The following is a 26,528-nucleotide window of genomic DNA, read 5'->3' on the forward strand; positions in this document are numbered from 1 at the left end:
ACATTTCCACCAGCGGATGCGACTACGTCAGAGATAATAACATCATAATCAGCAGAAAGGGTTATATCGCCACCTACTGATAGGTTCTCAGAAAGCCCCATCATCTGTCTAAAAATCTCTGTACCTGTAATAGTAAGATACCCCCCACCGAAAACAGCATCCTCTGTGGCAGTTACTGATATATTACCACCAACATCTATAAACACATCTTCCAGAGTAACAACCGCTGCTTCAAGAGTTGCTGAGCCGCCAGATGCTATCTTTATCGTAGAAAGAGTGGCGTAAAGGAATGAATCATCAGTGATGATTTTAATATTACCATTGTCGCCTGCAGCTTCCAAGGAAGAACTGGAAATAAGAATCATTCCTTTCTGAGCTGAAGAGGAAATTTTAGTTTCAAGTGTGATATTACCAACACCTGTATCATCAGTATCTCTATCTGTCGTTATATATGTTCTATCGAGGAATATTCCACCACTATTATTAGAGGTTATATTTACATTTCCGTCATAAACATAAATAGCATTATTTGTAATCTCCACATCATTCTGTGAATCAATAGTTAGGTTTCCGTAGGCATCAATGTAACCATTGTTTAAAAGGATTTCTCCGCCTGTTCCCGTTGTAGTTAAAGTTACATTTGCTCCACCAATATAAGTTGCTGTACCAGATTCACCTGCAAATGCTTCTGTGAATATGTTTTTGACTGCTGTAATTTCTACATCCCCGAAATCATCATAATTATCTGTTGCAACAACCCTAGCACCAATAAGGGATATATATCCATTCGCATCAAGAGTTATTGTACCTGTGGTTGAATAAATACCTGATCTTTCACTGTAATTTCTTGTTTGAACGGTTATATCGTTACCTGCTTTTAAAGTAACAGAGCCTTCCTCTCCTACCACGTGAGAAAAATAGTCAACAACTATATCTTTTGCGGAATCAAGAAGAATAGAGTTAGCATCATAAGCATAAACATCAAGCCATCCGGATTCGTTGCCGAGAACGATATTACCACTATTTGTATAAGTTGTTTTTAAGGTTACATTACCGCCAGTCGACTCAATATCTGATTTTCCACCGCCTGTAATGCTACCCAAATTCGCAGTAAGTTCAATATCGTCATCCGCAAAAAGCCAACTTTCCATATCAATCTTAATACTTCCTGCTTCTACCTTAAAGTCGTCAACAGAGGTAAGAAAACTGCCCAGAATATTCACTTCTTGAGATGCAGTTATTTCAAGTTCAGCACCTGAAGAAATTATAGAACGATCTACAAAAATACTTTCATAAAAGGACTCAATAGATATTCCCTTATCTACAGTTTGAATGGTAGAATTATCTGCAATTGTTATAATAGACGATGCCTCAATATCAATTCTTCCATTACCAGTAGTTTCTACTGTTCCATTATTTACATTAATTGCATTAGCAGAATTAAAGTAAATATTTCCATCTACTGAGACTATATCATTGTTGATATTGATATTACTGTCTTGACCTGTATGAGAGATAAGAGATATGGCACCTGTGCCTTCTGTTGTTATTCCGTCACCAGACGCCAATACGTTTATTGTACCTTGTTGTGTTTCAAGTTTTATGTCTCCAGTATTATTGGTATCCTCCTGAGCAATCTTTACTACATCTATATCCCCAGAAAGTTGGTACACCCATATATCCCCGTCTGCAGTATTAACTGCTTCAAGTGTATCTACTTTTGTTTCTATAGCATCAAGAGCTCCAATACCGTTAGCAGCACTCATTCTAAGGTTCTTAGCAATAATATTAATATCAAAATCATTATTATCAGTTATTGAGTCACCTGCTGTAAGGGTAACCGTGTCTCCCAAAATTAGATCAAGTGATATATTTCCAACTGTTGTAATCCCAACATCTCCGGTACCCGCGTTGATGCTACTACTGAGATTTTGTGTAAGAGAATCTGCGTTTATTGTAATATTCCCATCGTTAGACACAATATCGTTGGCGCTTGTCTGTATAAGCCCTCCACCAACAATAAGGTTTATGTCACCTGTATTTGTTATACCAGAGAGGGTATTTGCACCAATAGTTACAGTTGCTACATTAAGGTCACTAGTTTCATCTAAAAGAACATCGCCAGTTGTATTTAAGATTGCTACATTGGTAACATCAGTTTCTATATAGTCGCTTGTTGCTGCGCCTGTGAGAACACCTATACCTTCTGCCGCTTCAAGTATCAGGTTACCTGCACCTGTAGTAAGTTCGCGTATGTCAGGGTCTGTATCGTTTGTATCAAGGATAGCACCTGTTTTTGCAGCAAGACGTATATTGTCCCCTAAAATAGATGAAGCAATAATAAGATCAGAATTGACAGAAATATCTATATAACCAGTACCTACATTTCGGACTGCATAACCCCATCCGTCAAGGTCAGCAAGGGTTAAGTCATCGATATTATCAATTATAAGGTTATCGTTTTCAGTTCTTGCTGAAAGTTGATTAACTTTTGTCTTTAGGTTAATTTCATTTAATGCTGTTGCAGAAAGAGTATCTGCGGTTATAAGTGCTGTTCCAGTAATACCACCTTGCACAGCAGAGAGGGTCGTCGCATTAGTAACTTCTACTGGAGCAGATATATTAATACTGCCAGCGGTCTCTGTTAAGGTAAGGGTATCGGCTGTTATTCCGTCCATTCCAAGAACAGAACCAACATTAAGGGTTCCACTTGACGCAGTAGTAGTAATATCTACTGTTGCAAAAAACGCATCAACTGTCAGAGTATCTATTTGGACATCCCCAAGAGTAACCTCAGTTCCAAAAGAGTAAATCCCAAGAGATTCAGCCCCAATCATTGCACTATTAGCATCTGTTATATTTCCAGATGCACCAAGTGCCACAATTGAGAAAGGAGCAACTATATCACCACTAACAAGAAGAGCTCCGTCTGTTTGAATAGCAGTCAAAAGACCGGTATTTGTAACGCTAGTCAGTTCCAAATCACCAACATTACCAATTTGTATAAATCCGCCACCTGCCAACGCCAAACTGCTAACACTTGTACCTACCATAATATTACCGTCAGCAGTCAAGAGAGCTTCACCGGCTGTTAGTGTGCCTGCCATATCTCCAATACTACCAGTTGTAGCAGTTATTGTTGCGGTGCCTGTGCCTGCGTTGACACCAACAATAGTTATATCGCCAGTAGCGGTAGTAAGAATTATGTTGTTATCATTTCCTGTAAAAACAGAAGTTGCGGTTATTCCTGTGCCTGACTCTACTTGTATAACCCCGTCTGTTGTTGAAACGTCAACAAGATTTACTGTGTTAAGTTCGTTTAGATAAATATCTCCATCTGGAGTACCTGTTGCTGTTGCGGTAAGGTCTCCTGCATCAATTTGAAGTGGGGTACCTGATGTGCCTATTGCAACACCTGAAAGAACCATAGTAGGTGCAGTTGCTCTACCGTTTGCTCCCTGCACAATAGAACCAGTAGAGGTTAATGTTAAAGTATCATTAGCCAGTATATTAGCACCCATATTTATATCATTACCTGCTTCAAGGGTTACGTTTCCACTGGTAGAAGTAATATCAGCAAGGTTTGATATATTAGCAGAAGCATCAGTTGCAAAGAGAGATATATCGCCAGACGCTGTTACTGAGTTATTTATACTTATATCACCGTTTGTTTCTGTTAGATTTATACCTCCACCTGTATTTTGAATACCTATACCGGGTGCGGCTGCTATTATGGTAAGACCTGCTAATCCGGGAGCGGTGTTTTCGATATCTATATTACCGCTACCGGTATTTATTGCACCAAAATCATTGATATTTGTCAGTAAAACGTCAGTATTACCTATTCCTGTTGCCCCATAAAGTAATAATTGGTTAGCAACAAGTTCGTAAGTGGCAGTATTCCCAGATGCTTTTTCAATAGCCCCACCTGATGTAGAAAGGGTTATTGCGCCATCTGTGGTATCAGCAAGAATTTGAGAAATTGTTATATCTCCGCCTACTCCAGCTGTTGATTGTATAGTTACAATACCTGTTGTTACGCTTGCATCAGTAACATCTATTAATGTACCGTCAACCATTGTATAAGAACCAGTAAGTAACGGGTCTTGGTTAAATAGGGCTGTATAACTACCGCCTTGAGTTGTTATATCACCAACTGCGGTATGAGTAATATCTTCAGTAGCGGTAAGGTAAAGATCGCCGCCATAAGTTTCTATTGGAGCGTTGATATCTATACTTGAATGAGCAGAGATTCTAACATCCCCGCCTGATATGTTTTTGATACCATTAACATCAATAACTGGGTCTGGAACGTATGCAGAACCATCAAAAATTGTTATATCACCAACATTATCAACGAATATCTCGCCACCTGCATTATATGCTGCAAGATTATATTCGCCCTCAGTTTGTACCAAAACACCTTCACTTGCTATAAGTATTAAGTTGTCAACTGTATTAAGATTTATTCTCCCGCTACTTGTAAGTTTTCCAGAACCGTCTTGGTCAAAGTCAGCCCAAAGAATAAGAGTACCATCAGAGTTGTTAAAGATTACACTATTTCCTAAATTCAAGTCGCCACCTGATGCAAGCTGAACCAAATCAGAATTAGTTGTGATAAGAGTATTTATTATTAACCCACCTGTTGAAAGAAGGTTGAGTTCATAATGTATATCAGTAAAAATATCACTATTAAGGATAAGGTCTTTTCCGTCAGAAACGCCTATTGTTAAAGAGTTTATTGAAACTCCACCATCGTTCGGGTTAATTTGACTAATATAATTTGACCGGAAATCTCCGTTAAGAAAATTTAGGTAGAAATCGCTACCATCAACACCTGTAAGGGAAATCCCCCCAGTCACAAGATTTGTTGTATCTATATCAAGGAAGCCAGGTCTTATACCAGCATCACCATCAGTTGCTCCTATATCTCCAGCACCAGTACTTAAATAAAAAGTAGAAGCAGAAAGATAAGTGGTATCAACTTCGTCATCAAGAATATTGCCTGATACAGTTTCTACATTAATAGCGCCACCAGTAACACTTGAAAGAATAATATCATAAATACCCTTAATATACACTTCTCCTATCCCTGCTGTTATAACTGCGTCAGTATGAGAACCACCCATTGTCATATCTATGCTTCTATCAGAACTATCCTTTCCATCAGCTTGAAGAAGTATATTTCCGTTTGTAGTACCTGTAGAATCAATGGTTACACCAGAACCCATCCAAATATACCCGTCATTATTATTGGCTTCAAGTTGAATATGACCACCACCAGAAATAATATCAGAGTTGACAAGTATGGGAGAGCTTGCAGTTAAAGAGATATTACCATTGTTAGATTGTATCTCATCAGTTACTGTAATAGAACCTGTGTTGGTTAGATTTATAGCACCGTTTTCTGCTCTGTTTTCTATTGAATGAGTAGCTCCTGCTCTAAGTCCAACCAATTCCAAAACACCAGTATTTTCAACATAAATACCACCAATGTTTGTATTTAAAGCATCGAGTTGACTAACTGATGTGGCTATAGGGTTGGCTGAAGTACCAATACCTGCATAAGCCTTTAAAATAAGGTCGGAAGCAGTTATATCTGTTGTTGCTGTCCCGGCAGATGTAATTGCACCCTGAGTTGCTTCTATATTCGCACTACCTGTAACATCTATATCTTTATCAATATTTATACCGCCTGAGGTCTCTGTTAAAGCAAGGGATGCACCACTTATTCCGCTGGTTGCTCCAACTGTGCCTACCGTTAGACCACCTAACTTGGCGTTGCTAATAGTTACATCTCCATCTGTGTCAACTGCTAATGTGCTGACAACAGAGGTCTTGATATCTACATCACCGCTAGCTGTTAACTCTAGACCTAACGCGTAGATAGAACCACCTGCTTGTTGCTCTATTTTTCCTACACCGCTTCCATCGTAATCAGCCGAAAGAGAGAGATTGCCTGTTGTGCTTATCTCTCCTGTTGTCTGAATAATATTAGCACCAGCATTTAAACTTATCAGCCCACCGTCAGTACTTTTAACGTTGGCAGAAATAGTTAAATGGTCGGCATCAGCACCATTGTCATTTGCTTGAAGTGTGATATTGCCGGGTCCGGAAACTTCAGAGATAACTGTCATTGGGCTGGTAGTGCTTATGTCAATATCACCGACAGCTCCCGTTATGGTAGCACCTGCAAGAGTAAGGGCACCAAGATTTTCGATAGTGATATCACCACCACTGGAAATGGCTCCAAGACGTTCAACAGCAGTTAACACATCTATATCCCCACCCGCTATAAAATGAATATAATCATCTGTTATTCTACCACCTTGGCTTAAAATGCTACCTTGAGTTTCAAGATATGTAGGATTTGCCCAAGATTGGTATCTATCCGCTCCAATATGAACATCTCCTGTAATATGAATATCACCAGTGTGTTTATTATCACCAATATAAAAACTTCTTAAATTGCCTGTCCAAACACTATCAAAGAAATCTTGAGAAAGATCCAAAGAACCGTTTGGAATTGAACCAGTTGAACCCAAAACAATATCTCTACCAGGCGTTAAAGGATTTATATGTATGTTATAAGCACCAAATGTTTTTCCTTCAGGTTCAACAACAGTTAAATTTAATGTGTTGGTATATATATAAAGATGCCCAGTATCTGAGTAAGATAACACTGGCATATCAGGCCAAGGAGATGAGTAAGGATCTCGTGAAGGTACATTTATGGTATCTGCCTTTAGGGTAATATCATCACCTACTACATAATAAATACTACCACCATTAAATGTTATGGCATTTGCGGCTTCAAGAGTAAGAGAAAAAGCGTTAACACTCCCTCCTGGGGCAATCCGACTTTCTATTGAAATGTTTCCAGCATCTCCACCGGGAGAACCAGCCAGACCAGTAGAAATGATTACATCAGTAGTAGCAAGAAGATCATTTATTGTTGTATTTGAAATTGTGTTTCCAGAATCTGTTGGCTCATAAATTCCACCTGTCCAATCTCCACCTGCATTTTCAGTGCCAATAGTAATATTATATGGGTCAAGTAGAAAAGTACCAGGGTTGCCATCGGTTACTGTAAGGTCTATATTTGAATCATCTAAATAGAACCTGTTAGCTGAAAGTTCTATAAACCCGCCATCGCCTGAGATGTCTCCACCTTTTGCTTCGACTGTTGTGTTTTCTGCAAGGAGTGCTGTCCCTCTTTCCATATCAGAAAGTATAAGGATTTCGCCACCTGAAGAGTTTTCGCCTACACCAGAAGCGCTCAATACTGCTCCCGGAACTATGGCTGATACAAGGTTAGAATCTATTATAATGCTGCCGGCATCTTGACCTGAAATGCCGTCTGCTCTAATTTCTCCTGAACTGATAACTGTGCCAGAGGCGTTACCAAGATAGGTCATACCGTTCTCTTCTACTACTGAACCGGCTTCAACCAACGCTGGAGAACTAACAACCCCTTTAACTATATCGCTTACTTGCCCTGTGGGTATAAGAACTGTGCCTGGTTCGCCTGCTGCTGGTGCACCTATTGCAAAGTTGACAAGCCCTCTCCCGTCAAAGTTGACAGTAAAACTCTCAGCGCCACCCAGAGCCACTTTCCCCATATTCGCAACAATTAGCCCTTCATTTGAGACCAGAGGAGCGACCAAAACAAGGTAACCATTGTCTTGGACAATAATCGTGCCTTTATTTACGACGTAAGCCAGAGATGCTTGCTGGTCTTGGGTAAAGGAGTAGTTGCCGGAGAGAAAATCTTGGTCAGAAAGTTGTAATGTGGTTGCAAGGAGACCAGATACGTTAACCTGTGAGTTTGCACCAAAAAGAATACCTGAAGGGTTAATAAGGAAGATTTGTCCGTTAGCAAGGAGTTGCCCTAAAATTTCTGAAGGGTTACCACCTGTAACCCTGTTCAGCGAGATAGAGCTCTCGCCAGGCTGTATATATTTAACCGTTTCGCCGGAGCCGATTGAGTACCCTCCCCAGTTGATAATAGAGCGATCTGTTGTCTGCTCAATAGTCATCTGGTCAGAGGTTTGAGAAAATGACGAACTGCCAGCTACCACTGACGGATCTGTCGGTAATGACAAAGCTTGCATCGGGAATAGAAGTCCTCCTGCCGCTAACAATAATAAAAACTTTGCCGCAATTTTGCTCCGGTTCATATAGTTCCTCCTGTAAAGGGGTTTAATGTGTAAATATTTTTTATTTTCATAGTATTATGGCTATTAAAAGTTAAGTCCAGCTTGTAACCAGTATCTTCTATCGTTTCCGTCTGAAGCGTTATCTGTTTTTGGCCAGGCAGCATCAAACCTTAAATGGAAATGGCAAGGGATATAAACTCTTACCCCTAATCCCATACCGGTCAAAGAACTCTCTTTTTCTTCACCTGGCAATATTTTTTTATAATAGGTTGTTCCGTGGTCAACAAAGAACGCCCAGTTGACATACTTATTAAGCATATTGTTACCGGGTAAGAAAGGTGTCCTTAATTCTGCTGAAACAAAATACCCGTGGTCACCAAGAAATTCTCCCGAAGGGTACCCTCTAACAGAGTCAGGACCACCTATAACAAACTGTTCACCTGTAAGAAGACAGTCGGTAGAGACCTGCCCTGAACCTTTTGTTATAAGTTGACAATTACCAAATTTTGTTATATTTGTTAAATCAAGATTAAATTTCATCCAACTGCTATCTGTAATACCTGGTCTACTTCCGCTTGTATAGTCAATATCAGACATACCTCCAAACATTTTACCTAAACTTGTAGTAGTGTTAAATGTCATATAGGTATGGTTTCTTCCTACAACCCTATCTCCTTTTAATCCAGCTTCTAATACTGCGTACTCGTCAGTTGAAGTATTGTAAAGTTTTTCAAATAAAAAGTTTTCAAATGTTTTCTTTTTCAAATCTACGTACCACTGTAAATTCTTTTCTCTTGCTCTAATTAAAGGATGACTAACCCCAAAACCAAATATCTCTGATTTTCCTTCTATACCCAAAATAGAAAGCTCTTTACCTATCTCATAGTCCATCCTTGAATAAGCAAAATCAAGTTTTGTTCCGTTATAACCTATAGGCACAGAATATCCAAGTTTCCAATATAACAACTGGTCTATATCTCCAGGGTTGGTCAACATCATTAATGAAAGTATATCCCCGTGTTTTGTTAGGTTAGCCCAATCCCAAGAAAATCCTGCCCTGTTTTGACCTGTATATCTTGAACCGAAATTATTAAAAAATAAACCGAAGTTCATTGGGTAGCAGGGTTCGTATGTATCAAGAAGTATATCTGTAGTTCCAGGTAGGTCGCCTTTGGTAAGGGTGGCCTTTACGTTTAGTTTAGGATAATCGTTAAGGAGTAAAAGACCTCTTTCAAGATCTCTGCTATCAAGAAGTTCTGTATCTAATATATAGGAAAGATGGTTACCAATAAATTTTGTAGTGTAATATCGGTTATTTTGAACATAGATTTTACCGGGTCTACCTTCAACAACTTCTATTTCAAGAATACCCCTCTCCATTTTCTGGACAGGTATATATGCAAAAGAAGTTACATACCCTTTCTCCCAATATTTCCTTGTAAGAATATCTGCAAGTTCAAGAAGTTGAGGGACTGATAATTCTTTTCCTTTATATTTGTTAATGGAAGCAAGCAACTCGTCTGTGCTTATATTGACATTACCGCTTATAAGAAATTTATCAACTTTTACCTTTTTGCTCGCCTCAAGTTTTAACTCAGGCCTTTCAGGTTTTATTATTTCTGGCATAGGCGTTACTTCAAGTTGTGGTTGGTCAGTCAATCCAGTATAAACCTTCTCTGAATTAGCTAAAAGAAAAGTTGATGAAACAAAAAAAGTAAAAGCAATAAAGCCAATTAGCTTGCTTTTCGCTCCCATTGATTACCTCCTGTTATTCGGTTTATGGGTCTATCTATTTAATGTTTTTATAATATCGGCTGTTAGGTTTAACGCATCAGAAAAAAATGGTAGAGATTTTTTGTCAACTATCATATCAAACCCATTCTTCTTTGCGTAATCTTGTATAGCCGCTGCTATCTCGTTAAGGTGTTTCTGTATAAGTTGTCTGTTTTCAGTTGTAAGCACTTCGTTAGACAACCTTGTAAATGTAATTATTTCTGTTCTTAAATCTCTTACTCTCTTTTCATAATCTTGTTTTTCTGCTTCTTTCATTTTATCTTTCTTCTTATTATATTCATCGAGCAAGACCTGGAGGTCTGTCTGTTTTTTTGCAAGTTCTATCTGTTTTGCTTCTTTTTTTGTCTGTATTTCGCCACTGGATGCTTTTGCTTTTCCGTAAGAAGAGTATATCTGTTCTACATCAACCACGCCAACTTTAAGTTCTTTTGCGTGAGAAACAAAAGCAAACATAAATAGTACTGATAATCCACAAACAAACATACAAACACGCCTACTGACTTTACTCATCTTAGTTCTCCTTAGTTTTAAAAGTTCAAATTTTATTATGGATGTAATTATACAATATTACATTATTTTGTCAAGAAAATTTTTGTGAGTATAAACACTAAATTGCAATTGTGTTACCTTTTCTGATGAGTTAAATTGAATTTTGCCTAATAACTTTATCATACATCAAAATATTTTGTCAAATTTATTTTTTCTTACAATTCTACCTCGATCTTTTTTCGCCGCAACTTGTCATCATGAACTTGTTTCAGGATCTCTTCTTTTAACTGCCGTTTTTTGGCATTGCGAGCCGTCTTGTGGCGTGGCAACCTTCGTCTTTATCATTACTATTGTTCCTCCATTCCTTTTTCGCCTTCGGCGAGATTGCCGCAGTCGTAAAACTCACTCCTTCGCAAAAACGGAATGGGGGGGGTAATAAAAACGAGATTCCGGATCAAGTCCGGAATGACATACAAGGGCAAAGGCAAAATGATGAATTCAATTTAAGGTTTTCACATACTCACAAATAATCTCTTTAATATCAAGGTCAGAAAGAGAATCATCCTTAAGAGCAACACCTAAACCTTTAAGAATCTCTTCTATTTCTATTAAAGAACACTTTCCGCTGTTACCTGCAACAAAAATCTTTTTATGCCTTGTAGCAACCTCATTAGAAGTAAGAATCTCTTCAAAAAAATTCTCTCCCGACCTAATTCCTGTAAACTCTATCTTAATATCTTCATAAGGTTTTAACCCGTGAAGATTTATCAACTCTTCAGCCAATGTAACAATTTTTACTGGTTCTCCCATATCAAGAACCATCACCTCGCCCCCTTTACCTATAACAGACGCTTGTAGAACCAGAGCTACTGCTTCTGGAATAGTCATAAAGTATCTCTTCATATCTTTATGGGTAACAGTTATAGGACCTCCTTGCTTAAGTTGTTCAAGAAAGATAGGCAAAATACTTCCTCTGCTACCAAGCACATTTCCAAATCGTACAGATATAAAAGCGGTTCGTTTACTCTTTGTTTCGTCTGTTTCACCACCATTAAATGCCATACAGATACCTTCAGCCATTCTTTTTGTCAACCCCATAACACTGGTTGGTCTAACTACTTTATCGGTAGAAATCATTATAAATTTCTCAACACCGTAATTTGCAGAAACGTTTGCAAGATTATATGTTCCAAATATGTTGACCTTAACTGCTTCTTCAGGGTTATATTCCATCATAGGAACGTGTTTATAAGCAGCCGAATGAAAAACTATCTGTGGCGAAAACTTCTTAAAAATCTTTTCCAGCCGTTCTCTATCCCTAACATCTCCTACAACAAAAGAAACCTTATTCAATATATCTACAAAAGAGATTCCTTCAATAGATTGTTTCTCTGTTTTATATTTTCTACTTATCTTCATCTCCAAACTATGTAACTCTGTTTCATCAATATCAAAAAGAATGATTTTTTTAGGACATAAAGAACATACTTGCATAATTATCTCTGAACCGATAGAACCGCCCGCGCCTGTCACAAGAACCGTCTTTCCTTTTATAAATTCCCCTATCTGTTCATAATCAACTTTTACGTCTTGACGCCCTATAAGGTCTTCTATACTAATATCTCTAAACTCTCTTATACTAATTTGAGGAGCGTGCTGGACATACATACTTGGAACAACTTTTATTGTTTTTACGCCACTATGCCTTGCCATATCATAAATTGTTCTTAATTTTTTATAGTTAAGAGATGGAATAGCTATTATAACAGCTTCCGCTTTAAGTTTTTTTACCATCTCTTTTAATTTATCTATCTCTCCAATAACTTGAACTCCGTGGATATAAGAGCCCGCCTTTTCTTTATCATCATCAAGAAAGGCAACAGGGTAGTAGTCAACAAACTTTTTTCTTATCATATCTCTAACCAGTGTTTCTCCTATATTGCCAGCTCCTATAATTATAGTTGTTAACCCTTTCTTGTACCCACCTTTGCCAAGAACCTCCAGAAAGACTCTTTTTGATATTCTAACTCCTGCCAGTAGAACAAAAGAAACAAACCCATCAATAATAAATATACTTCGAGGAAAACCAATAAAACAAGTAGAACGTATAAGACAAAACGGTTTTACGCCAACCATTATTAGAATAATAAACATTAAGATTAATTGTGCAACTAAAACTGCTCTGGCTAAATTCACAAGGTCACGTACTCCCACATACCGCCAAGTAATTCTATATAAATGGAATAGGCCAAAAATTGATAATTTTATAATAAGAAAAATTGGAAGAGCGTAATTAATCATTATTATGTAACGTCTTGCACTAAAATATTCAGTGCGAAGTTGGTAGGAAAAACGTATAAAAAAAGAAGAGTATAACGAAAGGATTATTATAAGAATATCCAGAAAGAAGAAGAATATAAATCTTTTATTGCTTGAGGGATTATATAAATTTTTCATATTATGTTCAGTCCTGTTATTTAATATCTTAATATTGTATAACCATTTTAGTAAAACGGCAATTTTATTATTAGGTCTTTTGTTTGTCATTGCGAAGGAATATCTGCCATTTTTTTACTTCCATCCGCCCACTTTACTATCCTGAACGCCCCTCTTTGTCATCTATGAAGCGGGAGTAAAAACGAGATTCCGGATCAAGTCCGGAATGACACGCAGGGAAATCTCTCATCTTTTCCCCCATTCCGTCTTTGCGAACGACTGAAGGGAGCGTGGCAATCTCGCCGAAGGCGGAAAAGAAATGGGGGTAGATAAAAGAATATAATAATTTCGCCTATTTTTTTATACTACAATTCGTATAATTGACCTATAAAAATATAAAATGTAGAATAATTGAAATATCAACACTTTTAAAAAACAAAAACTATATGATAAACGAACCGAAAGTATCTATTATAATGGGGGTACGAAACAGCCAAAATACCCTCAATGAATGTATAGAATCTATCCTAAACCAGACCTATACCAACTGGGAGTTTGTTATTTGTAATGATGCTTCAACAGATAACACTTGGCAAATCCTTGAATCCTACAAGAAAAAACATCCAGACAAATTTATACTCTTAAAGAACGATACAAACAAAAAACTTGCTTACTCTTTAAACAGGTGTCTTGAGGTTGCAACAGGAACTTTTATAGCCAGAATGGATGGAGATGATATTTCTCTTCCTGAACGACTCAAAAAACAGGTTGATTTTTTAAATTCAAACCCCGGGTATTCTTTAGTAGGTACAGGTATGATACCTTTTGATGAGGATGGAAAAAGGACTCCCAGAATAGTCAAGCCAATACCAAACAAGTATGATTTAAGGTTTGGCTCTTTTTTTTACCACGCAACAATTATGATAAGAAAAGAGGTATTTGACACCTTAAAAGGATACACTGTTTTACCAAGAACCCAAAGAGGACAGGATTACGACTTATGGTTTAGGTTTTTTGCCAAGGGGTATAAAGGATACAATCTACAAGAACCGCTATATTTAGTACGGGAGAGTATTTCAGACCATAAAAAAAGAACATTGATATCAAGAATTTACGAAGTGCAAACAAGATTCTACGGTTATAAACTATTAAATTACCCGCTAAAATATTACCTTTTTGCCTTTAAGCCAATACTTGCAGGTTTAACACCGGGCAAACTTATGTATTTTTATCATAACAGAAAGTATAACAGAAGGTTTAATAAAAAGAATACGGAAAAAAAAGGCAAGTAGGATGAGAGTTTATTATCTAACGATCTTATGGGTAGCAATAACTGCCCTATTTTCTCAGGAAGCAAAAAGAGTTGAAGTTAAGGACAAAACTTTATCTCCCAACCTTTTTGATAAAATTCCCCTTAGCTCTTTTTTTATATTCTTATCTTTTCTTGGGCTTTTCCTTGTTGCAGGTCTAAGGTGGAGAGTTGGAACTGATTATTGGCAATATGCCAGCTTATACTGGTCATACTCAAGGGTTCCAATAAATGAACTCTTTAGATTGAAATTATCAAACATTGGCTCTTTTGGAATTAGAACTATTTCTATCATATCAAGATATACATACGACGACTCTGCTACAATGTTTTTTCTGGTATCTCTGGTTACTATTGGGCTTTGCGTTTTTCATATTGCCCGAACAAGCAAAACATTTTTATATAGTATTCTTCTCTTTATATTTATAGGTTCCTGGCACGGCTCTTTTAACGGCATAAGACAATATATGGCTATGGCAGTAATATTTGCCGGAAGTGGCTTTATAATTGAAAGAAAGTTCTGGAAGTACGCAATAGTTGTCTTCCTTGCCTCTTTGTGCCACACGAGCGCTCTGGTTATGTTACCTGTATATTTTATTGTCAGGCGAAAGGTTGATTACAAACAATGGTTTCTTCTTGTTGCTATTGGGATAATTATGATTTCTTCTTATGATATTCTATTCAAAGTTTCAGCAATTATACTTGATAAACAGATGATTTCAACTAACCCATATATGACAAAAAGGGTAAATATCTTAAGAGTGGCTATATCCTGGGCGCCTTTGGCTATATACTATATGGTAAGAAGGGTTTATGGGAAAGATACTGAATCAAATTTTTATATTAATATGCTTCTCATTAATGCTATTCTGCGGGTAGGAACAATGAATAGTGCTTACCTTATGAGAATAGCCAGTTATACAGGAATTTTCTCTTCTCTGGCTATTCCAAGGTTACTTGAGTGTTTTGATAAAAAATCAGCAATATTACTGAAAATTTTAATACTTGGTTTATATATTATATTCTGGTATATTGAGGTGAGTAAAACACCCAATTTATACCATTTTAAATGGATATTTTCAAGATAGGAGTTTGATTTATGGTTAAAAAAAGTGTTTCTTTAATAAAAAAATGGAGAGATAAGGGACAATTTTTAAAGAAGAACCCTTATACATCCTTTTTAATTAATGAGAAAAAGAGAATCATCTTTTCACAAAAGATGAATAGATATACCGATAAGGAATATGTAAGCATTATATATAAAAATTCTTTTAGCAGGGAGCTCAACCTTGAAAACCCACGGCTCTTTAACGAAAAACTCCAATGGCTAAAAATCTATTACAGAGACGAAAGAATGGTTATATGTGCTGATAAGTATGCAGTAAGAGAATATGTTAAAGAAAAAGGTTATGGGGGGTTATTAAACACTTTATATGGCGTTTACGAAAACCCTTCAGATATTGATTTTAAGAAACTGCCTGATAAGTTTGTCCTCAAAGCAACCCACGGCTCAGGGTGGAATATAATATGTAAGGACAAAAATACTTACGACTGGCTTGGGTGGAAACTTGTTATGAAAAGTTGGCTCAAACAAAATCTTTATTATTATGGAAGAGAATGGGTTTATAAAGATATTAAACCTCAAATAATATGCGAGAAATATATTGAAGGAATCGAAAATCAAAACCTTATGGACTACAAGTTCTTCTGTTTTAATGGCAAACCAAAATTGATTCAAATTGATATAGATAGGTTTATCAAGCATAAAAGAGATATGTATGATACGGAGTGGAAACGATTACCTTTTATGTATAATTTCCAAAATTCAGCAAATAAAGCCATAGAATCGCCTGCTAACCTCCCAAAAATGTTGAAAATAGCAGAAGCGTTATCTATTGGCTATCCTTTTGCCAGAGTGGATTTGTATAATGTTGGTACAACGATAATATTTGGTGAAATAACCTTTTTTCCTGAGAGTGGATTTGGCAAATTCAAACCAGCAGAATACGACTTTAAATTAGGTAATTTTTTACAATTACCAGAAAAGAATTTTAATATATAAGAATGGATATAAAGAAAAAAGTTTTATTTTTACTACATTCTCTTGGTGGTGGTGGAGCAGAGAGAGTTCTTGTTAATCTTGTAAATAATATGAACTTAAAGAAGTATGATATTCATATCCAGACAATCTTCAAGGCAGGCGTAAATAAGGAGTTTTTAAATAAAAATATAAAACTTATAGAGTCAGGTTGGAAATCCTTCAAAGGTATCTCTCTTTTATTTAAACTGATACCTTCAAAAATACTATTTAAACTCTTAATAAAAGATACTGGTTATGACTTAATGGTTGCCTATCTGCACGGAGCTCCTACAAAAATAATTGCAGGATGCCCAAATAAAAATGTAAAAAAGATTGCCTGGTTACATACAGATATGAGACGTTCAAGTATAAGACGTTTCTTTTTCTCAAAAGAAGAGGTTATAAAAACCTTTAACTTATATGACAGAATAGTTGGGGTATCAAACACAGTTAGTAATTCCTTCATTGATATATATGGGTTAAAAGATAAGGTGGTTGTTAAGTATAATACCAACAATACCAGAGAGATTAACAGATTATCTAAGGAATCAATAGAAGAAGGACTCTTTTCTAAAAATATCTTAAATATTATCTCAATAGGTAGTTTAACAAGAGTAAAAGGGTACTCACGACTCTTAAGTATATGTAAAAAACTTTTTGATGAAGGGTTTGAGTTTAAACTCTATATACTCGGCAAAGGAAGTGAGGAGAAAAAACTACAAGATTTTATAAATGAAAATAACCTTTCGGAAAAGATAACCCTTTTGGGATTTAAGGTAAACCCCTATCCATATCTTAAAAAGGCAGACCTTTTTGTCTGCTCTTCTTTTTCTGAAGGGTTAAGTACTGTTATATCCGAAGCAATTATTCTTGGAGTGCCTGTTATATCTACAAGGGTATCGGGAGCGGAAGAGGTGCTTGGAAGTAATAACGAATACGGAATGATAGTAGAAAATAGTCAGGAAGCATTATATCAGGGTTTAAAAGAACTTATTAAATCACCAAAAAAAGTAGAAGGTTACAAGAAGAAAGCATCTGAGAGAGCAACCTTCTTTGATACAGACAAGAGTGTTAAAGAGGTAGAAGATATGTTTGATGAGGTGTTAAGATAATGAGACCCTTAATCTCGGTAATTGTACCAATATATAATTCTGAGAAATATCTAAAAAAATGCGTTACAAGTATTATTAATCAAACATACCGTAATCTTGAGATACTCCTTATAAATGATGGTTCAACAGACAACTCGAAAAATATATGTAACTTGTTTGCTAAGCAAGATAACAGAGTAAGAGTAATCAACAAAAATAGTGGAGGAGTATCTGACTCAAGGAATCGTGGGATAAAAGAATCTACAGGAGAGTATATAACCTTTCTTGACAGCGACGACTACTGGGAGATTGAAACACTTGAAATAGCCCTCTCTGTTATAATAAAAGAAGAAGCAGATATTCTTATTTGGGGTTACTATGCTGACTTTCTTGATTACAATGAAAAACTCTTATTTACAAAGATAGTTGCTGATAATACTGGTGTATATACAAAAAAAGATGTATTGCCTTTACATACAAATGAGAATTTCTGGCAAATTTTTGGGTATATTTGGAACAAATTATATAAGTCAGAAATAATAAAAAAAGGGAGTTTTAAATTTGATAAAAATATTTCATTAGGAGAAGACCTTTTGTTTAACGCTTCTCTTCTCTCTACATTAGAAAGTATTGCTATTATAGAAACTCCTCTTACACATTATATTCAAAGACCTAAAACAACTCTTGGAACAAAGTTTTACCATAATGTTTTTGAGTTAAAGGTTAAAAGTTCTGAGGCAAAGAAAAACTTTCTTGAAGAATGGGGATTTGATAAAAAAAATATAGATAAGTTTTACAGCCGTTCGGTATTTACCAGTATGAAGTCAAGTTTAAAATCGATTATCAATACAGATGAGTTGAGTAAGAGAGAAAAAAACAAGTATATAGATAATATTTTGCAGGATTCAAAAACTATTAATATGTTGACCTGTTTTAAACCTAAGAATATTAAAGAATCTCTCTTTTTCTTTATATTAAAGTATAAAATTTTTAGGCCCTTTTTACACAAATATTTTAAAAATGTTAAGCAAACTTATTAAAAAAATAAAAAAGTTTATACCAAATAAAATTAAGGCAGAGATACTTGCTCTCATCCAGCCCTTATATTTGGAAGAATACGGAAAGTATAAGAATAGGAAAAAAATCTTTGTATTCCTTGCTGGTTACTACCAGAACCTTGGAGATATGGCAATAACTTATTCTCAGGAACGTTTTCTTAAAGACAATTTCTCAGAATATGAGATTATTACTATCCCAAGCACTAAAACGTATTCTCTGATGAAAACAATGAAATATATTAGCACTAAAGAAGATATTATCACTATATTAGGTGGTGGTAATATGGACGATATATATACCTCGCTTGAAGATGCAAGACAGTTTGTAATAAGAAACTTTCCGCTAAACAGAATTGTTTCTTTTCCTCAAACAATGGCTTTTTCAGAAACACCTTTTGGAAGAGGAAGGTTGAAGAAGACCTCAAAAATTTATAACAGACATAAAAATCTTCATATCTTTACAAGGGAAAGAAAATCCCTTGATAAAATGAAGAGAACCTTCAAAAACAGTTATGTTGATATAGTTCCTGATATAGTGCTTTATCTTAACAAAGTTGCTCCTGAGTTGGAAAGAAAGGGCGTTTTATGCTGTTTAAGAAACGATAAAGAAAAGAAAATCTCAAGCAAACAGGAAGAAGAGATAGGGAATATTATTATAAAAAAATATAAAGACGTTACTTTTACAGATACCGTTAATATAACCCTTGAGGATTGCAAACCAGAAAACACAGAAGAAACCCTATCTAAATTTTGGGACCTTTTAAAAAGTAAAAAGGTTGTTCTTACGGACCGTCTCCACTGTATGATATTCTGTGCAATAACAAATACTCCCTGTGTGGTAATAGATAATACCAACGGAAAGATTTCCGGGGTTCATAAAGAATGGCTTAAAAATTTTCATCATATCAAAATGGTGGAAAAGTTTGAAATTGACAGAATAACAGAATATATAGACACTCTCTTAAAGATAGATACAAGAAAAATCCCGGTAAGATATTTTAATGATTGTTTTAAGCCACTTCTTATAGCCTGCACGCCAGAGCATATAAAGGAAAAAGTATAATGGCTATCAAAATAGATACTATTAAAAAAGAGGTAATCAATGGCAGAGTTCGTATAAGTTCAAATATATATATTAACAATACCCCTGACAAGATGTTTTTTGAAACAGAAGAAAAAGACGGCAAATACCTCTGCGAAGAAAACGGAGACGCCTTCTTAATGGGAATACTCCTTTGGGCTATGAAAAACCATTCTGATATATATATTAAACCACCAATATCCGAAAGATTCCTTTATGGGATAACCAAAATTTTAATGCCTGAATTAATAAAGATGAACCCGGAATTAGGCAACATCGTAATTTATCCTGAAAAAACAGTTAATAAAGACCATAAAATTATAAATGGAGTGGTTACCCCTATCTCCTGTGGAGTTGACTCTTTTTATACAGTTTTATCAAATAATGGTAACGATATACCAGAAACTATGAGGTTAACCCACTTAGTTCTCTTTAATGCCGGTGCTTATGGTGACGATACAAAGATATCAGAAAAAGAGTTTTTTCAATATATGAAATATGTTCAACCGGTATGTAAAAAACTTGAATTGCCTCTAATATGGGTAAATTCAAACCTTATGAAGTTTTTTCCTTTTTACTATGTTCAGATACATACTTTTTATAATATCTCCTGCGCCCTTGCATTACAGAAACTTATAAAATTTTTTTATTACTCATCTACATTTATGACAAGTGATTTTGAGATGAAATTCCTTAATTCATCGTATTACGAACTACTCATTGGAAGCGCTCTAAAAACAGAAGGTTTTGAAATGATCTCTTTTGGAGGAGAGATTTCAAGATTTCAAAAAGTTGAAAAACTCCATAAAAAAAAGATTTTTCAAAAACACCTTAATGTTTGTGTTAAACCAGAAGAGGAGAAGAGTGGTAAAGTTAATTGTTCTTTATGTCATAAATGTATTAGAACTATGGCAGCGTTAGATATAATTGGATGTCTTCCGGGTTACAAAGATGTGTTTGATATAGATATCTTTTATAAAAATAAAACTTTTTTTTGGGGAAGAATAAGAAACAAGGGGTGGAGAACAAATTTAGTAATTACAACTGAATTACTAGAAGCAGCAAAAAAATATAAGTACAGAGTTCCTATACTCTCTTTCTTTTGGATGTATATTATCTCTATTAAAAACCTCACCAGAAGACAATTTAAAAGAATTAAAAAATGACAAACCCTATAATTAGTATAATTGTGCCAATCTACAATACTGAAGCATATCTAAGAAAATGCCTTGATTCTCTTGTGGAACAGACATTAAAAGAGATTGAGATTATTCTTGTCAACGACGGCTCAACCGATAATAGCGGTAAAATATGTGATGAATATGCTAAAAAAGATAAAAGAATAAAAGTTATATATCATGAAAACAAAGGGGTTGCGGGGGCAAGAAACAGTGGAATGAAAGTAGCGAAAGGGGAATTTTTAACTTTTGTTGATAGCGATGACTATGTTTCAAAAGAGTATATTGGAAAAATGCTTGAATACTACAAAAAATACCCAGTAGCAGATGTAGTTATCTTCGGTCAAGTTCGAATAGTAGGCAAACGTACTACAATCTATATTCCAGAGGAAGAAGCCCTAATGGATAGAAAGAAGTTTTCGGAAAACTTTTTTGAATTTCGTAAGAAAAATTTGCTTGATGTTACAACAAATAAGTTATACAGAACATCTTTAGCTAAAACCTTAAAATTTACACCTGATATACAACCAGGAGAGGACTCTCTATTTAACTTCCAGTACTATACCCTTTGTAAAAAGATTGTCTTATCAAAAGAGTATGGATATTTTGTGATACGGAGAAACAGTTCTATAATGGGACAATTATATAGCAGATATTACCCATCTTTTGAGTTACAAAAATCCCTTGAGATGCATAAATCTTTCCGAAAAGCCTTTGCTGAGATAGGAATATTGCCTACAATTATAGAAGAAAGGTATATAAACTTATACCCAAGGTGGTTCTACTCGGTTCTATCCAATGTCATCAAAAAAGAAACCCCTTACACTACTATCGAACAGATAAAAAAAATAAGAAAAATAATGGATTACCACAAAAAAGAGGGCATTAAGAAGGAAAATTTAAAAAAAGGAAGTTTAAGCAGGTTTCTTCAGTTATGTTATCTTTTGAAACACCCATTACTTATATGGATATTCTTAAAAGTATTCTCCTTTTACTCAAAATTGAAAAGCAAACTTAAAAAAGCAATTAAACTTATAATAAATTAAAATGGACACAAAACAGACAAGTCCTTATGTTAGTATTATAGTGCCAGTATATAATAATGAAAAATATATTAGCGAGTGCCTTAATTCCCTTATAAACCAAGAATTAAAAGAGATAGAGATTATTTTAATTAACGATGGTTCTACTGATAGAAGCCCTAATATCATTAAGGAATATGCGTTTAAAGACCCTCGTATAAAAATAATCAATCAGGATAATAGAGGACCCAATACTGCAAGGAATAAAGGCATTAAGGTCTCAAAAGGAGAATATATAGGATTTGTTGATTCTGACGATGCTATTTCAAAAGATATGTATAAGAAAATGTACAATACAGCAAAGGAACATAATGCAGATATTGTAACAAGCGGATACCATACTTGTGATGAAAATTTAAATATTATTTCAACCCATTACCCGCTTTTCAGATATAATGTTATCTTTTCAAAAGAAGATAAGATCAAAATGATAGAGGGAATATATAAGAATAAGTTCTCTTTCTTTGCTGTACGAAACCTATATAAGAATGATATGATATTGAAACAAAATTATTTTTTTGATGAGGATATACGGATAGGGACAGAAATACTCTTTAATTTTTTCTATTTTTATAACGCAAACCGTATTATTGCCTTAAAAGAGGCCTTCTATTTTTACAGGGCTTCCCCTACAAGTATCACAAGAAGCAGATATAAACCGCACCTTGAAAAGAGTTTACAATTACAACACGAGAAGATGGTTCAATTCTATAAAGAGTATGGTATCTTTGAAAATTACTCAATAGGATTCTATAAAAGGATAGCAGAGACTTTTCTCCCTATGTTATTAACAAATATGTTTGCGAAAGATAATGTAAAAAGCGCTTCTTTCAAAGAAATAAGAAGAATATTAAACCTTCCTATGATTAAAGAATCCTTAAAGCATACTCCTCTTATAAATAAGGGGTTACCAACAGGGAAACAGATTATTATAATACTCTCGAAATTAAAACTCTACAGGTTGCTCTGGTTATATTATAAAGTTAAAAGGTAATATCCCCTTGTAAGCAATTAAATATGTCCCTGTCTTATCATTCCGGCCTTGATCCGAAATCTCGTTTTTACTACTCCCCCATTCCGTCTTTGCGAAGGAATGGGTTTTACGACTGCGGCAATCCCGCCGTAGGCGAAAAAGGAATGGGGGTGAGCATAATAATGATAACAACGAGGGTTGCCACGCCACAATACGGCTCGCAATGCCAAAAAACGGCAGTTAAAAGAAGAGAGCCTGAAACAAGTTCAGGATAACAGCATGGAGGGGGTAGAAAGAATTAAGGCAGAATACTCTTAATAAAAAACTTTACTTTCTGTTTTGGGGATATTCTTATACTCTTTGAGATCTTATTTGAAAAATAAATGGTAAAAATAAGGGGCACTCTACGGCTAGACCTATAACATAAGGAGAACCACCTTTTAGCAAGAAGAATAGATAAAGCGGATTCTGAACAAAGTTTAGAATTCTTATTTGCTTCTACAAGTTTATTTAGCCAAAGAGAAACATCCTTAACCTCACTTCTACTAACAGCAATTCCTTTTTTTAATAAGGAGTGCAATCTTAACTCCTCGGTGGTAGGTTCAACTCCAAGTTTCTTTAACAAAATAATTAAAGAGTTTTGAGCATTCTCTTTCTGAAGGTTTCTCTTTGTGGTACTAATATTTGCACTATGAAATCTATAATTTAATAATACTTCTTGAATATTGGCAAATCTTACACAGCATATCCCAAGGCGTACCCAGAAATTATAGTCCCCCGCTGCCCTATGCTCTTCACTGTAAAGTGCTTTTAAATCCAACAGAACAGATTTACGCATAATAACAGTCGGATGTCCGAACATACTTCCAAAGAGTAGTCCAACAAATATATCGTTATGCTGAGGTATTGTTTTCCATACATAAATTTTATTTCCAAAAAACTCAAGCCAACTTCCACAAACACCTATTTCTGGATGAGAATCCATAAAAGAGACCTGTTTTTCAAGGCGTTGAGGCAAACTAATATCGTCACTATCCATTATTGCTACGTACTCTCCTTTTGCCTCTCTTAAACCTCTATTTAAAGAAAAACAAACACCCTTATTTGTTTCGTTTTGAAGTAACTTTACCCTTGCATCTTCTTTAAGATATTTTTTTAATATTTCTCCGGTCTTGTCAGTTGAGCAGTCATTAATTACAATATATTCAAAATCACTAAATGTTTGGTTTAATATACTCTGGATAGCTTCATCAAGGTATTTCTCTCCGTTATATACGGGAGTTATTACTGTAACTTTAGGCATTTTTATTATTTCAGTTCTCTTTTGTGCCATTCTGGAGTTAAGAAAACAATCCCTTGTCCTTTAGGTAACCGCCTTGAGGTCATAACCCCGCCGTCAACAATATCAAAACTCAAACAATCAGCCACATTGTCATACTGCCTAACCGTAGAGCGATCCTGTATTTTAAGGGAGATATAATAGGTGTCAGGGTAGAACCTTATATCTTTAAGAGAAACAGCAAAAGTTGTCTTTCCATTTACAACTCCTGTTTCATATTTTGAATCAGTATTTATCATATTGGTTACAGGAGTTCCTTCTGAGGTTCGTATGGAAATAGTTATTCTAACAGGCCGTTCAATCCCCTTTTTAGGAGTTATAGAAAAAACTATAGAAAAATCGTCCCCAAGTGAAAACTTGGAGTTTGGTTCACCAGTAGAATCTTCTATTTGAGCATATTCAAAACGAAATTCGCCCGACCCGCTTCGGGGATAATCGGTCAGATCTACGTAACAATGCTGAGCGTCTACTTCTGAAAGATATTTATTTATAACCTCACCTGTTTCCCCTATTGCTTTAATATTACCTTTTTCTATAAGAACTGTTTTTGCACATAATTGACGTATAGCCGCAAGGTTATGACTTACAAACATAATAGTTCGTCCCTCTTCTTTGCTAACTGAATCCATCTTACCCAGGCATTTTTTTTGAAATTCAGCATCCCCAACTGCAAGAACTTCGTCAACAAGAAGTATTTCTGGCTCAAGATGAGCCGCTACTGCAAAAGCCAGTCGAACGTTCATGCCGCTCGAGTACCGTTTAACAGGAGTATCAAGAAACTTTTCTACACCAGAAAAGTCAACTATCTCATCAAATTTTTTATCTATCTCGACTTTTTTCATACCCAAGATAGCCCCGTTCATATAAATGTTTTCTCTTCCTGTAAGTTCAAGATGAAACCCAGTTCCCACCTCCAACAAACTTGAGATCCTCCCTTTTATTCTTGCAGAACCTTCTGTAGGTTCAGTTATACGGCTAAGAATTTTAAAGAGAGTTGTTTTTCCAGAACCATTTTTACCTATTATTCCAATTTTTTCACCCTGCTTTACATCAAAGGTAACATTTCTCAAAGCCCAAATCTCCTCTTTTTTCTGAAGAGAAGCAGACATTGAAGAACGTCTAAAAAGAGTTTTCACTTTCTCAGTCACAGTTTCGCGAAAATTTGTATAATTTCTAAATTTCCCCAAACCGTGAGTAATATAATATCTTTTTCCTAAATCAAAAATCTGTATAATTTCCATTTTTTATAGTGTTAAAAAAATCCTTATGTAATTTTGGACTCCGATTTGGAATCTCGTTTTTTTCTCCTACGTTTGTTCAAATACGAGATCCTGAATCAAGTTCTGCCTCTCTCCTATCCCCTAAGGGTAGAAGGCAAAAGCAGGGGCGCTCAGGATAACAGGGAAAAACACCTGTTAAATAAAATCAGCAAAGGTCTTTTCTGTCTTCCTAAAATAGAATAACCCGCCAACAAACATTGCTCCTATTAATATAATAGATGCAATAAACCCTGGCATATAAAGTTTTACCTCACCACCAAGTATCGCCCACCTAAAACCATCTATTACACCCACCATAGGATTTAATGAGTATATAAACCGTAAATGGGGCCATTTTTTGGCTATAACACTACTTGAAAACCCTACCGGTGAGATATATAGCCCCAATTGAACCACAAAAGGGATAGCGTGCCTAAAATCCCTATACTTTACGTTTAAGGCAGCAAAAAACAAACTAAACCCGTAAGCAGCTACAAATGCAATAAAGAGAAATACTGGTAATAAGAATATTCTTGCCGAAGGAGTAAACCTGTAAAAAAGCATTAACACCAACAGAATAACAAAAGAGACAAGAAAGTCTACAAAACCAACAACAACTTTACTTGCAGGTATAATTAAACGAGGCATATATATTTTTGATATCAAACTAACATTGCCTACAACAGAGTTACTGGCAGCACTTAATGATTGAGAAAAAAACTGCCAGGGTAAAAGGGCTGCATATACCATTATAGGGTAGGGAACACCTGTTTCGGAAGGTAAGTTTGCAATTTTTCCAAAAATAACAGAAAATATAACCATTGAAAGCAAAGGTTGTATAATAACCCAAGCAATACCAATAACGGTCTGTTTATACCTTACTTTTATATCTCTCAAAGCAAGGAAATAGAAGAGTTCTCTATAATTCCAAATATCTATCCAATATTGTTTATCAAGCCACCCCGGCTTAATTACTGTTTCATTTTGAGTTAAATTGTTATCCATAATAGAGAGTATTATAACATAAATATAATATTAGTGGTGCTAATTATATTCTCTTGCATCTTTGTTCTTCACGCTTTCTTTTTACCTGCTTTCCCTCCCCTCCTTCCTTTTCCGCCTTGTTTGTCATTGCGAGCCGTGTTTTGGCGTGGCAATTCCCCTCACAAATACTATGGGACAAGACCCCAAGGGTAGAGG

General features: G+C 35.4%; 16 protein-coding genes. 9 read left to right on the plus strand and 7 right to left on the minus strand.

Features of this window, described 5'->3' with window-relative positions:
• The 4 genes from M0P98_03325 to M0P98_03340 form a co-directional block, all read right to left on the minus strand.
• On the minus strand, positions 1-8,180 hold an 8,180-nt coding region (locus M0P98_03325), incomplete at its 3' end, for a filamentous hemagglutinin N-terminal domain-containing protein (protein ID MCK9265900.1).
• Between the two features lie 63 nt (positions 8,181-8,243).
• Positions 8,244-9,914, minus strand: a complete 1,671-nt coding sequence (locus tag M0P98_03330) for a BamA/TamA family outer membrane protein (protein ID MCK9265901.1) — start codon at positions 9,912-9,914, stop codon at positions 8,244-8,246.
• Between the two features lie 30 nt (positions 9,915-9,944).
• Positions 9,945-10,463: an OmpH family outer membrane protein gene (locus tag M0P98_03335; GenBank protein MCK9265902.1), complete on the minus strand. Its 519-nt coding sequence runs from the start codon at positions 10,461-10,463 to the stop codon at positions 9,945-9,947.
• A gap of 477 nt (positions 10,464-10,940) precedes the next feature.
• Positions 10,941-12,899 (minus strand): polysaccharide biosynthesis protein, encoded by a 1,959-nt coding sequence (locus tag M0P98_03340; GenBank protein MCK9265903.1) that lies wholly within the window; start codon positions 12,897-12,899, stop codon positions 10,941-10,943.
• Between the two features lie 425 nt (positions 12,900-13,324).
• Here M0P98_03340 and M0P98_03345 point away from each other — a divergent pair, with 425 nt between their 5' ends.
• The 9 genes from M0P98_03345 to M0P98_03385 are packed head-to-tail and all read left to right on the plus strand — an operon-like array spanning position 13,325 to position 22,751.
• The gene (locus M0P98_03345; protein MCK9265904.1) at positions 13,325-14,170 is read left to right on the plus strand and encodes a glycosyltransferase; all 846 of its coding nucleotides are present in this window, start codon (positions 13,325-13,327) and stop codon (positions 14,168-14,170) included.
• A gap of 1 nt (position 14,171) precedes the next feature.
• Positions 14,172-15,275: an EpsG family protein gene (locus tag M0P98_03350; protein ID MCK9265905.1), complete on the plus strand. Its 1,104-nt coding sequence runs from the start codon at positions 14,172-14,174 to the stop codon at positions 15,273-15,275.
• A gap of 11 nt (positions 15,276-15,286) precedes the next feature.
• Positions 15,287-16,249: a glycosyltransferase gene (locus M0P98_03355; GenBank protein MCK9265906.1), complete on the plus strand. Its 963-nt coding sequence runs from the start codon at positions 15,287-15,289 to the stop codon at positions 16,247-16,249.
• Between the two features lie 2 nt (positions 16,250-16,251).
• Positions 16,252-17,379, plus strand: a complete 1,128-nt coding sequence (locus tag M0P98_03360; GenBank protein ID MCK9265907.1) for a glycosyltransferase — start codon at positions 16,252-16,254, stop codon at positions 17,377-17,379.
• Entirely contained in the window at positions 17,379-18,398 is a 1,020-nt protein-coding gene (locus M0P98_03365; protein ID MCK9265908.1) for a glycosyltransferase, read from the plus strand. The genes M0P98_03360 and M0P98_03365 overlap by 1 nt, the downstream gene beginning before the upstream one ends.
• Complete coding sequence (locus M0P98_03370) at positions 18,379-19,479, plus strand: polysaccharide pyruvyl transferase family protein (protein ID MCK9265909.1); 1,101 nt, start codon at positions 18,379-18,381, stop codon at positions 19,477-19,479. Before M0P98_03365 ends, M0P98_03370 begins: the two co-directional genes overlap by 20 nt.
• Complete coding sequence (locus M0P98_03375; GenBank protein MCK9265910.1) at positions 19,479-20,663, plus strand: hypothetical protein; 1,185 nt, start codon at positions 19,479-19,481, stop codon at positions 20,661-20,663. Before M0P98_03370 ends, M0P98_03375 begins: the two co-directional genes overlap by 1 nt.
• A complete protein-coding gene (locus tag M0P98_03380) occupies positions 20,660-21,721 on the plus strand; it encodes a glycosyltransferase (protein MCK9265911.1) in 1,062 nt (353 codons plus the stop codon). Before M0P98_03375 ends, M0P98_03380 begins: the two co-directional genes overlap by 4 nt.
• Before the next feature lies 1 nt (position 21,722).
• Positions 21,723-22,751: a glycosyltransferase gene (locus tag M0P98_03385; protein ID MCK9265912.1), complete on the plus strand. Its 1,029-nt coding sequence runs from the start codon at positions 21,723-21,725 to the stop codon at positions 22,749-22,751.
• 277 nt (positions 22,752-23,028) lie between these two features.
• On the opposite strand, the gene M0P98_03390 is transcribed toward M0P98_03385, so the two are convergent.
• The 3 genes from M0P98_03390 to M0P98_03400 form a co-directional block, all read right to left on the minus strand.
• Positions 23,029-24,063: a glycosyltransferase gene (locus M0P98_03390; GenBank protein ID MCK9265913.1), complete on the minus strand. Its 1,035-nt coding sequence runs from the start codon at positions 24,061-24,063 to the stop codon at positions 23,029-23,031.
• Positions 24,039-25,310, minus strand: coding sequence for an ABC transporter ATP-binding protein (locus tag M0P98_03395; protein ID MCK9265914.1), 1,272 nt, complete (start codon positions 25,308-25,310; stop codon positions 24,039-24,041). The genes M0P98_03390 and M0P98_03395 overlap by 25 nt, the downstream gene beginning before the upstream one ends.
• A 174-nt stretch (positions 25,311-25,484) precedes the next feature.
• A complete protein-coding gene (locus M0P98_03400; GenBank protein ID MCK9265915.1) occupies positions 25,485-26,333 on the minus strand; it encodes an ABC transporter permease in 849 nt (282 codons plus the stop codon).
• Positions 26,334-26,528 lie beyond the last annotated feature (195 nt).

It is taken from the genome of bacterium, from assembly GCA_023230585.1.
Taxonomy (GTDB): Bacteria; Ratteibacteria; UBA8468; order B48-G9; family JAFGKM01; genus JALNXB01.

What these genes read in the sequence shown, in the direction of transcription:
- M0P98_03330 (MCK9265901.1), bottom strand. Translation starts at nt 9,914, where the DNA reads ATGGGAGCGAAAAGCAAGCTAATTGGCTTTATTGCTTTTACTTTTTTT.
- M0P98_03340 (MCK9265903.1), bottom strand. Translation starts at nt 12,899, where the DNA reads ATGAAAAATTTATATAATCCCTCAAGCAATAAAAGATTTATATTCTTC.
- M0P98_03395 (MCK9265914.1), bottom strand. Translation starts at nt 25,310, where the DNA reads ATGGAAATTATACAGATTTTTGATTTAGGAAAAAGATATTATATTACT.
- M0P98_03350 (MCK9265905.1), top strand. Translation starts at nt 14,172, where the DNA reads ATGAGAGTTTATTATCTAACGATCTTATGGGTAGCAATAACTGCCCTA.
- M0P98_03390 (MCK9265913.1), bottom strand. Translation starts at nt 24,063, where the DNA reads ATGGCACAAAAGAGAACTGAAATAATAAAAATGCCTAAAGTTACAGTA.
- M0P98_03370 (MCK9265909.1), top strand. Translation starts at nt 18,379, where the DNA reads ATGTTAAGCAAACTTATTAAAAAAATAAAAAAGTTTATACCAAATAAA.
- M0P98_03355 (MCK9265906.1), top strand. Translation starts at nt 15,287, where the DNA reads ATGGTTAAAAAAAGTGTTTCTTTAATAAAAAAATGGAGAGATAAGGGA.
- M0P98_03365 (MCK9265908.1), top strand. Translation starts at nt 17,379, where the DNA reads ATGAGACCCTTAATCTCGGTAATTGTACCAATATATAATTCTGAGAAA.
- M0P98_03375 (MCK9265910.1), top strand. Translation starts at nt 19,479, where the DNA reads ATGGCTATCAAAATAGATACTATTAAAAAAGAGGTAATCAATGGCAGA.
- M0P98_03400 (MCK9265915.1), bottom strand. Translation starts at nt 26,333, where the DNA reads ATGGATAACAATTTAACTCAAAATGAAACAGTAATTAAGCCGGGGTGG.
- M0P98_03335 (MCK9265902.1), bottom strand. Translation starts at nt 10,463, where the DNA reads ATGAGTAAAGTCAGTAGGCGTGTTTGTATGTTTGTTTGTGGATTATCA.
- M0P98_03385 (MCK9265912.1), top strand. Translation starts at nt 21,723, where the DNA reads ATGGACACAAAACAGACAAGTCCTTATGTTAGTATTATAGTGCCAGTA.
- M0P98_03345 (MCK9265904.1), top strand. Translation starts at nt 13,325, where the DNA reads ATGATAAACGAACCGAAAGTATCTATTATAATGGGGGTACGAAACAGC.
- M0P98_03360 (MCK9265907.1), top strand. Translation starts at nt 16,252, where the DNA reads ATGGATATAAAGAAAAAAGTTTTATTTTTACTACATTCTCTTGGTGGT.
- M0P98_03380 (MCK9265911.1), top strand. Translation starts at nt 20,660, where the DNA reads ATGACAAACCCTATAATTAGTATAATTGTGCCAATCTACAATACTGAA.